The organism is Pseudoxanthomonas sp. CF385, assembly GCF_900104255.1.
Taxonomy (GTDB): domain Bacteria; phylum Pseudomonadota; class Gammaproteobacteria; order Xanthomonadales; family Xanthomonadaceae; genus Pseudoxanthomonas_A.
In genome coordinates this window covers 166669-179902 of sequence record NZ_FNKZ01000002.1, presented here as the reverse complement: position 1 = coordinate 179902, position 13234 = coordinate 166669, and the positions used below count along the sequence as shown (strand labels likewise).

At 69.6% G+C, this 13234-nt stretch carries 14 protein-coding genes and 1 tRNA gene; 13 read left to right on the top strand and 2 right to left on the bottom strand.

Going from position 1 to position 13234, the window contains the following annotated elements; genetic code table 11:
- Nucleotides 1-45 precede the first annotated feature (45 nt).
- The 3 genes from BLT45_RS11050 to BLT45_RS11040 are packed head-to-tail and all read left to right on the top strand — an operon-like array spanning nucleotide 46 to nucleotide 3217.
- The gene (locus tag BLT45_RS11050; RefSeq protein ID WP_093299543.1) at nucleotides 46-1749 is read left to right on the top strand and encodes a FimV/HubP family polar landmark protein; all 1704 of its coding nucleotides are present in this window, start codon (nucleotides 46-48) and stop codon (nucleotides 1747-1749) included.
- Nucleotides 1750-1764: 15 nt separating this feature from the next.
- Nucleotides 1765-2562 (top strand): tRNA pseudouridine(38-40) synthase TruA, encoded by a 798-nt coding sequence (gene truA, locus BLT45_RS11045; protein ID WP_093299539.1) that lies wholly within the window; start codon nucleotides 1765-1767, stop codon nucleotides 2560-2562.
- A gap of 22 nt (nucleotides 2563-2584) precedes the next feature.
- A complete protein-coding gene (locus BLT45_RS11040) occupies nucleotides 2585-3217 on the top strand; it encodes a phosphoribosylanthranilate isomerase (protein ID WP_093299535.1) in 633 nt (210 codons plus the stop codon).
- On the opposite strand, the gene BLT45_RS11035 is transcribed toward BLT45_RS11040, so the two are convergent.
- Complete coding sequence (locus tag BLT45_RS11035) at nucleotides 3214-4104, bottom strand: LysR family transcriptional regulator (RefSeq protein ID WP_093299530.1); 891 nt, start codon at nucleotides 4102-4104, stop codon at nucleotides 3214-3216. The two genes, BLT45_RS11040 and BLT45_RS11035, sit on opposite strands and share 4 nt — an antisense overlap.
- A 96-nt stretch (nucleotides 4105-4200) precedes the next feature.
- Between BLT45_RS11035 and trpB the strand changes: the two genes are divergently transcribed.
- The 5 genes from trpB to BLT45_RS11010 all read left to right on the top strand — a co-directional run bounded on the left by trpB (nucleotide 4201) and on the right by BLT45_RS11010 (nucleotide 9547).
- A complete protein-coding gene (gene trpB, locus BLT45_RS11030; protein ID WP_093299526.1) occupies nucleotides 4201-5412 on the top strand; it encodes a tryptophan synthase subunit beta in 1212 nt (403 codons plus the stop codon).
- On the top strand, nucleotides 5409-6206 hold the full coding sequence (gene trpA / locus BLT45_RS11025; RefSeq protein ID WP_093299523.1) for a tryptophan synthase subunit alpha: 798 nt from the start codon (nucleotides 5409-5411) through the stop codon (nucleotides 6204-6206). Before trpB ends, trpA begins: the two co-directional genes overlap by 4 nt.
- Before the next feature lie 86 nt (nucleotides 6207-6292).
- The gene (gene accD, locus BLT45_RS11020) at nucleotides 6293-7186 is read left to right on the top strand and encodes an acetyl-CoA carboxylase, carboxyltransferase subunit beta (RefSeq protein ID WP_093299519.1); all 894 of its coding nucleotides are present in this window, start codon (nucleotides 6293-6295) and stop codon (nucleotides 7184-7186) included.
- The gene (glmM, locus tag BLT45_RS11015) at nucleotides 7183-8532 is read left to right on the top strand and encodes a phosphoglucosamine mutase (protein WP_093299515.1); all 1350 of its coding nucleotides are present in this window, start codon (nucleotides 7183-7185) and stop codon (nucleotides 8530-8532) included. The genes accD and glmM overlap by 4 nt, the downstream gene beginning before the upstream one ends.
- Before the next feature lie 76 nt (nucleotides 8533-8608).
- Nucleotides 8609-9547: an isopenicillin N synthase family dioxygenase gene (locus BLT45_RS11010; RefSeq protein WP_093299510.1), complete on the top strand. Its 939-nt coding sequence runs from the start codon at nucleotides 8609-8611 to the stop codon at nucleotides 9545-9547.
- A 68-nt stretch (nucleotides 9548-9615) separates the two neighbouring features.
- Here BLT45_RS11010 and BLT45_RS11005 read toward each other — a convergent pair whose 3' ends face one another.
- Complete coding sequence (locus tag BLT45_RS11005; RefSeq protein ID WP_093299505.1) at nucleotides 9616-10428, bottom strand: SDR family NAD(P)-dependent oxidoreductase; 813 nt, start codon at nucleotides 10426-10428, stop codon at nucleotides 9616-9618.
- A gap of 106 nt (nucleotides 10429-10534) precedes the next feature.
- Here BLT45_RS11005 and tpiA point away from each other — a divergent pair, with 106 nt between their 5' ends.
- The 5 genes from tpiA to BLT45_RS10980 all read left to right on the top strand — a co-directional run bounded on the left by tpiA (nucleotide 10535) and on the right by BLT45_RS10980 (nucleotide 13212).
- Nucleotides 10535-11293 (top strand): triose-phosphate isomerase, encoded by a 759-nt coding sequence (gene tpiA, locus BLT45_RS11000; RefSeq protein WP_093299500.1) that lies wholly within the window; start codon nucleotides 10535-10537, stop codon nucleotides 11291-11293.
- Between the two features lie 57 nt (nucleotides 11294-11350).
- Entirely contained in the window at nucleotides 11351-11806 is a 456-nt protein-coding gene (secG, locus tag BLT45_RS10995; RefSeq protein WP_093299497.1) for a preprotein translocase subunit SecG, read from the top strand.
- A 43-nt stretch (nucleotides 11807-11849) separates the two neighbouring features.
- A tRNA-Leu gene (locus tag BLT45_RS10990) sits at nucleotides 11850-11934 on the top strand.
- A 376-nt stretch (nucleotides 11935-12310) separates the two neighbouring features.
- The gene (locus BLT45_RS10985; RefSeq protein ID WP_093299493.1) at nucleotides 12311-12667 is read left to right on the top strand and encodes an NADH-quinone oxidoreductase subunit A; all 357 of its coding nucleotides are present in this window, start codon (nucleotides 12311-12313) and stop codon (nucleotides 12665-12667) included.
- Complete coding sequence (locus BLT45_RS10980) at nucleotides 12658-13212, top strand: NuoB/complex I 20 kDa subunit family protein (protein ID WP_093299488.1); 555 nt, start codon at nucleotides 12658-12660, stop codon at nucleotides 13210-13212. Before BLT45_RS10985 ends, BLT45_RS10980 begins: the two co-directional genes overlap by 10 nt.
- Nucleotides 13213-13234 lie beyond the last annotated feature (22 nt).

Sequence of the window (13234 nt, the reverse complement as noted above, 5' to 3'; positions counted from 1 at the left end):
AAACCGAAGCACAGACCTCGGACGGCAAGACTCCGCCTGGCCGGCATGATCGGGCTGGGGCTGGCATTGCTGAGCAATGCCGCCCTCGCGCTCGGCCTGGGGGAGATCAATGTCAAATCGCAACCCGGCCAGCCGCTGCTGGCCGAGATTCCGATCATTTCCAGCGAGCCGGGCGAGCTGGAGCAGCTGCGTGCGCGGCTGGCGTCGCCGACGACGTTCGAGCGCGTCGGGCTTCCGCGCCCGCAAGGCCTGGTCAACGAACTGGACTTCAGCGTCGCGCTGGACGAAGCCGGCCGCCCGGTCGTGCGCGTCACCAGCCGCACGCCGGTGGACGTGCCGGCGGTCAATTTCCTGATCGAAGTGGACTGGGGCCAGGGTCGGCTGGTGCGCGAGTACTCCGCGCTGGTCAGCACGCCGGGCACGTTGGCCGCGGCAGAGCAGCCGGTGATCGATGCGCCGGTCGCCGCGCCGTCGGACACCATCGCGCGCCCGGTCGAACCGGTCGTGGCGGCCACCCCGGAACCCACTCCGGCCGCGCCGCCCACGCCTGAAGCCACTCCGACACGTCCTGCGCCCACGCCCACGGTCGCGGCGGCACCCGCCCCGCAACTCGCGCCGGGCGATGCGCTGACGGTGCGTCGTGGGCAGTCGCTGTCGCAGGTCGCAGCGCCGTTGGCGCGCGCGCAGGGCTACACCCTGGATCAGGCGATGGTCGCGCTGCTGCGCGCCAATCCCGAGGCCTTCATCAACGGCAACATCAACCTGCTCAAGCAGGGCGCGGTGCTGCGCGTGCCGGAATCGGCCGAAGCGCAGACCATCCTCGAAGACGAGGCGGCTGCGCTGGTGCGCAGCCAGATCGCCGAGTGGCGACGCGCACGCGCGCCGATTCCGCAGCCGGCCGCCGTGGTCGCGCCGGCCGCCGCGCCGACGGCACCGCGTACGGCGCCGGTCGCCGACGCGCGCCTGGAAATCGCGCCCGCCGCCGCAGGCGCGTCGGGTTCTGGAACGCAGTCCGGCGTGAGCGCCGGCGGTGAGGGCGAGATGTTGGCGAACGAACAACTGCAGCAATCGAAGGAAGACCTGGCCGCGCGCGATGCCGAAGTGCAGGAACTGCGCACCCAGGTCGCCGAGCTCGAGAAACTGAAGACCCAGCAGGAACAACTGCTGGCGATGAAGGACAGCGACCTGGCCGCGGCGCAGCAACGCCTGGCGCAGGCCTCGGGCAGCGAGGGTGGCGTGCCGGTATGGGCCTGGGGCGGATTCGGCCTGCTGCTGGTCGGTTCGTTGGCCTGGGGCTTCTCCCAACGCCGCAGCCGCCTCGCACCGGTTCCGAAAAGCACCGTGCTCGGCGACACGCCTTCGTCCAGCCGCGCTGCCGAGCTGGCGGCCGTCATGCCAACCCCCGTGGCTGCGCAGGCGGCGCCCGAGCCGGCGCCCGAGCCGGCGCCCGAACCGACGCCCGTGCTGGCGCCGGTCATCGTGCCCGCCGCCGCACCCGCCAAGCCGGCGCCGAAGCCCGCACCTGCGCCCGCGAAAGCATCCGGACCCACCTGGCATTCCGGTGGCGCGCCCGCCGCGTCGCCCGCACCTGCCACGGCACCCGCGGGGCGCGACCGGCTGGAGCTGGCCGTCGCCTACCTCGATCTCGGCGACGTGGCCACGGCCCGCGACCTGCTCAACGAAGTCGCCGCTGGCGCGGATGCCGGCGCACGCGACGAAGCGCTGCAGCTGCTGCGCGAGATCGGATGACCGGGTGAAGTCCTGATGCGTTACGCGCTGGGCGTCGAATACGACGGCGGCGGATTTCTGGGCTGGCAGCGACTGAGCAAGTCCGGCACCCCGGACGACACCACCGTGCAGGCGGCGCTCGAGAATGCGCTGTCATCGGTCGCCGATGCGCGGGTCGACACGATCTGCGCCGGCCGCACCGATGCCGGCGTGCACGCGCAATGCCAGGTCGTCCATTTCGACAGCGACGTCGCGCGCACGCCGCGCAGCTGGCTGCTCGGGGCGACCGCGCGGCTGCCGCCGGCGGTCTGCGTACGCTGGTGCCAGCCGGTCGCCGACGATTTCCATGCACGCTTCTCGGCGCGCGCGCGCCGCTACCGCTATACGCTGGTAAACCGCCTCGCGCGGCCGGCGCTGGAGCGCCAGTACCTGAGCTGGGAACGGATGCCCCTCGATGCCGACGCGATGCATGGCGCCGCGCAGGTGCTGCTGGGCGAGAACGACTTCAGCGCCTTCCGCACCGTGCATTGCCAGTCGCCGCACGCGATGCGCAACCTGCACGCGATCTCGGTCGCGCGGCAGGGCGAGCGTGTGGTCGTCGAGGTGCAGGCCAACGCGTTCCTGCACCACATGGTGCGCAACATCGTCGGTTCGCTGCTGGTCGTGGGCCGCGGCGAGCGCCCCGAGGCGTGGATCGCGGAATTGCTCGCCGGGCGCGACCGTACCGTCGCCGGGCCCACCGCGCCGCCGGACGGGCTGGTCTTCGTCAGCCCGCTGTATCCGGCCGAGTGGGCGTTGCCGGCCGAAGTGACCCTGCCGGCCCCCGCCGCCTGAGCCGGCGGGTTACCCTGCCGCCATGCATACGCGCATCAAGTTCTGCGGGCTGACCCGCGCCGAAGACGTCCGCCTGGCGGTCGAACTCGGCGTGGACTACATCGGCCTGGTGTTCGCGCCCCGCAGCCCGCGCCGGTTGCTGCTGGGCCAGGCGCGCATGCTGCGCGAGTTGGTGCCGGAGGAAATCGGCGTCGTCGCGCTGGTGATGGACAACCCGCGCAACGAGATCGAACAGATCGTCGAATCGCTGCAGCCGGACGTGCTGCAGTTCCATGGCGCCGAAGACGATGCGTTCGCCGCGTCGTTGGCCCGTCCGTTCTGGAAAGCGATCGCGATGGGTGGGCAGGGCGAGGGCGCGTTCGCCAGCCTGGCCGCCTATCCGAACGCCAGCGGCTTCCTCTTCGACGGCCATGCGGCGGGTGAGCAGGGCGGCAGCGGCCAGCGGTTCGACTGGCGGCAGATGCCCGTGGCGACCGAACGGCCTTGCCTCCTTGCCGGCGGCCTGACACCCGACAACGTAGCGCTGGCGCTGCGCACCGCGCGCCCCTGGGGCGTGGACGTGTCGAGCGGGATCGAGACGGCGCCAGGCGAGAAGGATGCGGAGAAGATGCGGCGCTTCGTCGACGCGGTCCGCATCGCCGACACCCGCGGCTAGCCTGCGGCCAGCAGGTCCCGGCGCAGCCAGTCGGCCAGCAGGGGGAGGCGCGGGTCGGGAGCGCCGCGCACCGCGCACAACGCCCAGGTCCCGCCCGTATCGGTGAACCCCCACGGCGCGACGAGCCGGCCGCTGTCGAGATCGGCCTGGACCAGTTCGCGGGGTGCGATGGCGACGCCGAGACCCGCGACCGCCGCTTCCAGCAGGTAGGTCAGGTGATCGAAGCCGGTACCCAGACGCGGCGCGTCCGGCAGGTGCTGGGCGCCCAGCCAGCGCGGCCAGGCCTGCGGCCGCGAGGCGGTGTGCAGCAGCGGTTCGTCCAGGAGCGCGCGCGGCGGAGCATCGCGCAAGGCTTCGAACCGTGCATGGCGCGGGCTGAGCACCGGGCCGATGCACTCCGGGGCCAGCGGCCAGACCTGCCAGCCCGATGGCCAGGGCGCCTCGCCCAGTAGCAGGGCGGCATCCAGACCGGTGGCGGCCAGGTCGATGTGGCCTTCCTGCGCGGACAGGTGCAGGGTCAGGTCGGGCAGGTCGTGGGCCAGCCGTTCCAGGCGCGGGATCACCCAGCGGGCCAGCAGGCTGCCCGGGCAGCCGAGCACGAGCGCAGTCGCGCGCGGGCCCCGCTGGAGGGCGCTCCAGCCCGCCTGCAGCACCCCGAAGGCCTCACCCGCACTGTCGCGCAGGCGGTGGCCATCGGCGGTCAGCGCCAGGCCGCGGCCGTCGCGGACGAACAGGGGCCGGCCCAAGGCATCTTCCAGGGCGCGCAGGTGGCGGCTGACCGCGCCGTGGGTCACGTGCAGTTCGTCGGCCGCCTGGCTGACGCTGCCCAAGCGGGCGGCGGCCTCGAAGGCGCGGAGGGCATTGAGGGACGGGAGCGGACGGGACATGATGTGAGTTTATCTCACAGGTCGTCCCGGAAACATCGCTATTCCTGATGGCATGTGTGCGATAACGTGAGGCATCGTCCCGTTTCGAGCTTCGCCATGTCGTCCGTTCCTGACTACCACGCCTACCCTGATGCCCGGGGCCACTTCGGCCGCCACGGCGGACGCTTCGTCGCCGAGACCCTGATCGGCCCGCTGCAGGAACTGGCGGCCGCTTACGACACCGCCCGCGTCGACCCGGCCTTCATCGCCGCCTTCGACAAGGACCTCAAGCATTACGTCGGCCGGCCCAGCCCGATCTATCACGCCGAGCGCCTGAGCCGCGAAGTCGGGGGCGCGCAGATCCTGCTGAAGCGCGAGGACCTGAACCACACCGGCGCGCACAAGATCAACAACACCATCGGCCAGGCGCTGCTGGCCAGCCGGATGGGCAAGAAGCGGATCATCGCCGAGACCGGCGCGGGCCAGCACGGCGTCGCCAGCGCGACCGTCGCCACGCGGCTGGGACTGGAATGCGTGGTCTACATGGGCGCGACCGACATCGAGCGGCAGAAGATCAACGTCTACCGGATGAAGCTGCTCGGCGCGACCGTGGTACCGGTCACCAGTGGCTCGGCCACGCTGAAGGACGCGCTGAACGAAGCGATGCGCGACTGGGTGACGAACGTGCACGACACGTTCTACATCATCGGCACCGTCGCCGGCCCGGACCCGTATCCGCGCATGGTGCGGGACTTCAACGCCATCGTCGGCCGCGAGGCGAGGGCGCAGATGCTGGCCGATTACGGCCGCCTGCCCGACGCGATCACCGCCTGCGTCGGCGGCGGCAGCAATGCGATCGGCCTGTTCCATGCCTTCCTCAACGATCCCGGCGTGCGCATCGTCGGTGCCGAAGCCGCGGGCGACGGCATCGAGACCGGACGCCACGCGTCGTCGCTCGCCGCCGGCCGCGTCGGCGTGCTGCATGGCAACCGCACCTACGTGATCTGCGACGACGACGGGCAGATCATCGAAACCCACTCGATTTCTGCCGGCCTGGACTACCCGGGCGTCGGTCCCGAGCACGCCTTCCTGAAGGACAGCGGGCGCGCCGAATACGTCGGTGTGACCGACGAAGAAGCGCTCGCCGCGTTCCATCGCCTGACCCGCACCGAAGGCATCCTGCCCGCGCTGGAATCCAGCCATGCCGTCGCACAGGCGATCAAGCTGGCGCGCGAGCTGCCGAAGGACCAGCTGGTGCTGTGCAACCTGTCCGGCCGCGGCGACAAGGACGTGCACACCATCGCCGCGCGAGAGGGGATCAGCCTGTGAGCCGTTTCGAAGCGAAGTTCGCCACCCTCCAGGCCGACGGCCGCAAGGCACTGGTGCCGTTCATCACCGCCGGCGATCCGTCGCTGGAGTCCACGGTGCCGGTGATGCATGCGCTGGTCGATGCGGGCGCCGACGTGATCGAACTGGGCGTGCCGTTCTCCGATCCGATGGCCGATGGCCCGGTGATCCAGCGCAGCTCCGAGCGTGCGTTGGCGCGCGGCGCTGGGCTGCGCTACGTGCTGGAGGCGGTGGAGGTGTTCCGCCAGCAGGACGACAGCACGCCCATTGTGCTGATGGGCTATCTGAATCCGGTGGAGATCCATGGCTCCGCGCGGTTCGCTAAGGAAGCGGTCGCGGCCGGCGTCGACGGCGTGCTGCTGGTCGACCTGCCGCCGGAAGAGGCCGAGGAGACCCGTGCGGCCTTCAACCGCGAGGGGCTGGCCCTGATCGCGCTGGCCTCGCCGACGACCTCGGCCGGACGCCTGCAGATGCTGTGCGACACCGCCCAGGGCTACCTCTACTACGTCAGTTTCGCCGGCGTCACCGGCGCTTCCGACCGCCTCGACATCGGCGCGGCGGGCGAGCGCCTGAAGCAGCTGCGGCAGGGGTCCCGTGCGCCGGTCGTGGCCGGCTTCGGGATCAAGGACGCGGCCAGTGCATCGGCCATGGCGGCCGATGCGGACGGCGTGGTGGTGGGCAGTGCGCTGGTGGCGGCGCTGGCCGAGGCGGGTGCGGACGCGCCTGCCCGGGCTGCCGCCTTCCTGGCGCCGTTGCGGGCGGCGCTGGACGGCTGAGCCACCGTACGGTTGTGCATGGACGACTGAGCTAAACTGCCGCGCTAATCCATTGGGCCCCTCCGGGGCAGGCAGCAAGACCACGCATGAGCTGGCTCAGCAAACTGATGCCGTCGGGCATCCGCACCGAAGGCAACGCGGGCAAGAGCAAACGCAGCGTCCCCGAGGGGCTGTGGGAAAAATGCGATCGCTGCGGCGCGGTGCTGTACCGGCCGGAGCTGGAAGAGAACCTGGAGGTCTGCCCGAAGTGCAGCTTCCACATGCCGATCCGCGCCCGTGCCCGCATGGCGGCGCTGTTCGACCCGGGCAGCACCCGCGAGATCGGCGCCGCGCTGGGCCCGACCGACGTGCTGAAGTTCAAGGACCAGAAGAAGTACGCCGACCGCATCAAGGCCGCGCAGAAGAGCACCGGCGAGCGCGATGCGCTGATCACCCTGCAGGGCCAGCTGAAGGGACGCGACCTGGTCGCCAGCTGCTTCGACTTCGCCTACATGGGCGGCTCGATGGGCTCGGTGGTCGGTGAGCGTTTCTCGCTGGGTGCAGAGAAGGCGCTGGAGATCGGTTCGCCGTTCGTGTGCTTCTCCGCCAGCGGCGGCGCGCGCATGCAGGAGAGCCTGTTCTCGCTGATGCAGATGGCCAAGACCTCGGCCGCGCTGGGTAAATTGCGCGAGGCGGGCCTGCCGTACATCTCGGTGATGACGCATCCCACCACCGGCGGTGTGTCGGCCAGCTTCGCGATGCTGGGCGACATCAACCTGGCCGAGCCGGAAGCGCTGATCGGCTTCGCGGGCCCGCGCGTGATCGAACAGACCGTGCGCGAGACGCTGCCGGAAGGCTTCCAGCGTTCGGAGTTCCTGGTGGCGCACGGTGCGATAGACCAGATCTGCGACCGCCGCGAGATGCGTGACCGCCTCGCCGACCTGCTGGCGTTGCTGATGAAACAGCCCAAGCCGCAGGACAGCGAACTGGTGACCGCATGAGCCGCAAATATTTCGGTACCGACGGCATCCGCGGCCGGGTCGGCACCAGCCCGATCTCCGCCGACTTCGTGCTGCGCCTGGGCAACGCCCTGGGGCGCGTGCTGTGCGAGAAGGCGGGCGACGCGCGGCCGGTGGTGGTGATCGGCAAGGACACGCGCATTTCCGGTTACATGTTCGAAGCCGCCCTCGAAGCCGGGCTGGTCGCCGCCGGTGCCGACGTCCAGCTGATGGGCCCGATGCCCACGCCGGGCGTGGCGTTCCTGACACGTACCCTCGGCGCCGATGCGGGCATCGTCATCAGCGCCTCGCACAACCCGCACCACGACAACGGCATCAAGTTCTTCTCGGCCGAAGGCGAGAAGCTGGACGACGCCACCGAACTGGCCATCGAGGCGGCGATCGACGCGCCGTTCTTCACCGCCGAGTCCGAGAAGCTCGGCAAGGCGATCCGCACGCGCGATGCGGTCGGCCGCTACATGGAATTCTGCAAGGCCAGCGTGCCGCGCCGCTTCGACCTCAAGGGACTGAAGCTGGTGCTGGACTGCGCGCATGGCGCCACGTACCACATCGCGCCGCTGCTGTTCCGCGAACTGGGCGCCGACGTGATCACGATCGGGGTCGAACCCAACGGCATCAACATCAACGACGGCGTGGGCTCCATGCACGTGGAGAACCTGGCCGCGAAGGTCCGCGAGACCGGCGCCCACCTGGGCATCGCCTTCGACGGGGACGGCGACCGCGTGCTGATGGCGGACGGCGAGGGTGTGCCCGTGGACGGCGACCAGCTGATCTACCTGCTGGCGCGCGACTGGCAGGCCAGTGGCCGCCTGCGTGGCCCGGTGGTCGGCACGCTGATGACCAACTACGGCCTCGAGCGCGCGCTGGGCAAGCTCGAGATCCCGTTCGTCCGTACCAAGGTCGGCGATCGCTACGTGCACCAGGCGCTGGTCGAAGGCAACGCAGTGCTCGGCGGCGAAGCCTCCGGCCACCTGCTGTGCCTGGACCGCACCACCACGGGCGATGCCATCATCGCCGCGCTGCAGGTGCTGGAAGCGCTGCGCCGTCGCCGGCAGACGCTGCGCGAGGCCCTCGACGGGCTGACGATGCTGCCGCAGAAGACCATCAACGTGAAGCTGGCCAACGGCGCCAAGCCGACCGAGGCCGCCAGCGTGCAGGCCGCCCTGGCCCAGGCGCAGGCCGCGGTTTCCGGGCGCGGTCGCGCGTTTCTGCGACCCTCCGGCACCGAGCCGGTCGTGCGCGTCACCGTCGAGGCCGACGACGATGCGCTGGTGCGCAGCACGCTGGACACCCTGGCCGACGCCGTGCGGGCCGCCGCCGCGGCTTGAGCCGGATCAATGAATCACTGGCGCGGGGGCGTTCCAATGGCGTCCCCGTGCGACATCCTTGTTGGAGCAGACCCCTATGAGCGCCCGTATCCCCACGCTGGACATCACCCGTTTCGAAACCGACCGTGAAGCCTTCGTCGCCGAGCTGGGCGCGGCCTATCGCGAGTGGGGTTTCGCCGGCATCCGCAACCACGGCATCCCGCAGGCGCAGATCGATGCGGCCTACGACGTGTTCAAGCGTTTCTTCGCGCTGCCGGACGAGGTGAAGAAGCAGTACCACGTGCCCGGCGGCGGTGGTGCGCGCGGCTACACGCCGTTCGGCGTGGAAACCGCGAAGGACTCCAAGCACTTCGACCTGAAGGAGTTCTGGCACGTCGGCCGCGAGATCCCCGAGGAGTCGAAGTATCGCGACGTCATGCCGCCGAACCTGTGGCCCGTCGAGGTCCCCGGTTTCAAGGAGCACGGGTACGGCCTGTACCAGGCGCTGGACCAGTTGGGTTCGCGCGTGCTGTCGGCGCTGGCGCTGCACATCGGCCTGCCGGAGGACTATTTCGTCGACAAGACGAACTCGGGCAATTCGATCCTGCGTCCGATCCATTACCCGCCGATCACCGCCGACGACATCCCGAACGTACGCGCCGGCGCGCACGAGGACATCAACCTGATCACGCTGCTGGTCGGCGCGAGTGCCGCGGGCCTGGAAGTGCGTTCCAAGCAGGGCGAATGGGTGCCGTTCACCTCCGACGCCGACACCATCGTGGTCAACATCGGCGACATGCTGCAGCGCCTGACCAACCACGTGTATCCGTCGACGACGCATCGCGTGACCAACCCGCCGGGCGAACAGGCGCGCCAGCCGCGCTATTCGGTGCCGTTCTTCCTGCACCCGAATCCGGATTTCCTGATCGACGTGCTGCCATCGACGATCACGGCCGAAAATCCCTCGCGCTATCCGGAGCCGATCACCGCCCAGGGTTACCTGGAAGAGCGCCTGCGCGAGATCAAGCTGAAATAAGCCGGCGCGCAACGCGCTCATGCTGTCCCACGACGCCGGCTTGCCGGCGTCGTGCGTTTCCGGACCCGTTAATTCAGCGGACGCACTTTGCGCGAATTGCGCGCCATCAGGCCCAGCGCGACCCGGTGAGGAAGCAGCTTCACGATCGCGTGCATCAGCCGGTATCGCCAGCCCGGCACCACCAGCACCTCGCCACGCTCGTTGCCGTCGATGCCGGCACGTGCGACGTCGGTGGCCTGCAGCCACATCGTCGGCGATACCTGCATGCGGGCACGGGTGCCGGTGACGTCGTGGAATTCGGAATAGGTGAAGCCCGGGCACAGCGCGGTGACGTGGACGCCGCGATCGGCGTTCTCGAGCGCAAGCGCCTCGCTCAGCTTGAGCAGGAAGCTCTTCGCCGGCGCATACAGCGTCTGGCCTTCCGCCGCGGGCATCAGCGCGGCGAACGAGGCCACGTTGATGATGCGGCCCTGGCCGCTGGCGCGGATCGCGGGCAGCAGGCGCCAGCACAGTTCGCCGACGGCCGTGACCATGACCTGCAGGAAGGCCGCATGCACCGCCCACTCGCTGGCGCGATAGCGACCCGGCACACCGTAGCCGGCGTTGTTGACGAGGATCCGCACCGCGATGCCGCGGCGTTCGAGTTCGGCCACGAGGGTGGCCGGCGCGGCGGGGTCCGCCAGGTCGCAGGCGATCACCTCGACGGGCACCTGCGCCGCCAGTTCGTCCGCCAGCGCCTGCAGGCGGTCCGCGCGGCGTGCCGTCAGCACCAGGGGCACGCCGCGCCGCGCGTACTCGCGCGCGATCTGTTCGCCGATGCCACTGGAGGCGCCGGTGACGAGGGCGTGGCCGGAAGTCGGGGCAGGGAAGGTGTCGGTCATCGGCGGTCCGGGCATGGGTGGTCCGCCTGCACGATACCGTGGCGGGTAGGTCCGCCGGCCAACATCCGTTAGACTGCGCGGCCCGAACTGGACAGGAATTGGTCTTATGCGCCGCAAGCTTGTGGCTGGGAACTGGAAGCTCCACGGCAACCGTGGGTTCGCCACCGCGCTGATGGACGAGCTGGTCGCCGGCCTCCCGCTGGACGGCGTGGACCTGCTGGTCCTGCCGCCGCTGCCTTACCTGGGCGAGCTGATCGAAGACTACGGCGACCGCGGGGTCGCGTTCGGTGCGCAGGACGTCAGCAGCAACGAAAAGGGCGCTTATACCGGTGAAGTCTCGGCTTCCATGCTGGTCGACGTGGGGGCGCGCTACGGCCTGGTCGGCCATTCCGAGCGCCGCCAGTACCACGACGAGAGCAGCGAGTTCGTGGCGCGCAAGTTCGTCGCCGCAAAGAACGCCGGCCTGATTCCCGTGCTGTGCGTGGGCGAGACCGAACAGCAGCGCAAGGACGGCCAGACCGAGTTCCGCATCCTCAAGCAGCTGGAGGCCGTGTTCGACGCCGCCGGCCTGCAGGCGTTCGCCGACGCGGTGATTTCGTACGAGCCGGTCTGGGCGATCGGTACCGGCCTGACCGCCACGCCGGCGCAGGCGCAGGCGGTGCATGCGTTCATCCGTGGCGAAGTGGCCGCGCGCGATGCTAGAATCGCCGATTCACTGACCCTCCTGTACGGGGGCAGCGTGAAGCCCGACAACGCCGCGGAACTGTTTGCGCAGCCCGATGTCGATGGAGGGCTGGTGGGCGGCGCTTCCCTGGTCGCCCGGGATTTCCTGGCCATCGCGCAAGCGGCGGCCGGCCGGGGGTGACCCCGGCAACGCCGGCCCATGGGGGCCTGGCGACTCAACCGGTCGAGACTGAATCCGATGTGGATGTTGATCCTTAATGTGGTGTACGTGCTGGTGGCCATCGCGATCATCGCGCTGGTGCTGATGCAGCGCGGCTCGGGCGCGCAGGCCGGTTCCGGCTTCGGCGCCGGTGCGTCGGGCACGGTGTTCGGTGCGCGCGGCGCGTCCAACTTCCTGTCCAAGAGCACCAAGTGGCTGGCCGTAGCGTTCTTCGGCATCAGCCTGTTCATGGCGTGGTACGCGACCCACAGTGCGCGCCCGACCACCCAGCAGAACCTGGGCGTGATGTCGCAGCTGCCGGCCGCCACGTCGGAAGTCCCGGCGGGCGAACTGCCCAAGCCGTCGACCGTGCCGAGCACCCCGATCCAGGCGCCGGCGCCCGCCGGTACCGTGCCCGCCGCCCCGCAGGAAGCCGCGCCCGCGCCGGCCGCCGGCGAGCAGCAGGCGCCGGTGACGCCGCCGCAGGGCGGCTGAGCCCGGCTACAATGGCGCGGCGCGCAGCTGCGCAGGTTTCAAAGCCCAGGTGGCGGAATTGGTAGACGCACTACCTTGAGGTGGTAGCGACGAAAGTCGTAGGGGTTCGAGTCCCCTCTTGGGCACCAGCAGCAAACAGGACCGCCACCGCGCGGAACTGGTAAAAAACCCGCCGCGAGGCGGGTTTTTTGTTGGCTCGCGCACGGCGATACACGCGGGTAATCGTTTACTACCAAGTTCACCAACCGTTACAATCCCGTCGATTCATCGGGCGCCCGGTACGTGTTGCGGAAGGGGGCCCGCGAATGGCACGCCGACGCAGTACGCGCCGGTATGCCGAGGTGGATGTGCCGTCGGGCTCCGGGCCGTACGGAAGTCCCGATGCCCCTGCGCCGCTGGCCAGGGCCACGGCGAACGCCGAGCCCCGGCCCATGGCGCGAGCCCCGTTCAGGCCCGGACGCAGTCGCATGCGGTCGGGCGGAAAGGACAAGAAGAGACAAGCGAGTGCTGGCCAATTACCTGCCCACCCTGTTGTTCCTGATCGTCGCCACCGGCATCGGCATCGCGCTGATGGTGGCCGGACGCTTCCTCGGCCCCCGCCGGCCGGACGTGCAGAAGCTGTCCCCGTACGAATGCGGCTTCGAGGCGTTCGAAGACGCGCGCATGAAGTTCGACGTGCGCTACTACCTGATTGCCATCCAGTTCATCGTCTTCGATCTGGAAATCATCTTCATTGTTCCGTGGACGCTGGTGTTCCAGGAGCTGGGTCCGCGTGCGCTGGTCACGATGGGTCTGTTCGTGGGCATGCTGTTCCTCGGCTTCATTTACGTTTGGAAGAAGGGAGCGCTCGAATGGGAGTGATCCAGACCGTCGACCGTCTGATGAACAACCCGATCCCGGAAGGGCGGGTGGACGACATCCTGCGCCCCGAGGGCGACAACCCGCTGCTGGAAAAGGGCTACGTCACCACCAGCGTCGACGCGCTGATGAACTGGGCGCGCACCGGCTCGATGTGGCCGATGACGTTCGGCCTGGCCTGCTGCGCCGTGGAGATGATGCACGCCGGCACCTCGCGCCTGGACCTGGACCGCTACGGCGTGGTGTTCCGCCCGTCGCCGCGCCAGTCCGACGTGATGATCGTCGCCGGTACGCTGGTCAACAAGATGGCTCCGGCGCTGCGCAAGGTCTACGACCAGATGCCCGAACCGAAGTGGGTGATCTCGATGGGCAGCTGCGCCAACGGTGGCGGCTACTACCACTACTCGTACTCGGTGGTGCGCGGTTGCGACCGCATCGTGCCGGTGGACGTGTACGTGCCCGGTTGCCCGCCGACGGCCGAAGCGCTGGTGTACGGCATCCTGCAGTTGCAGAAGAAGATCTGGCGCACGCAGACCATCGCGCGCTGATCCGCCTCTCCCCCGTTCCCTT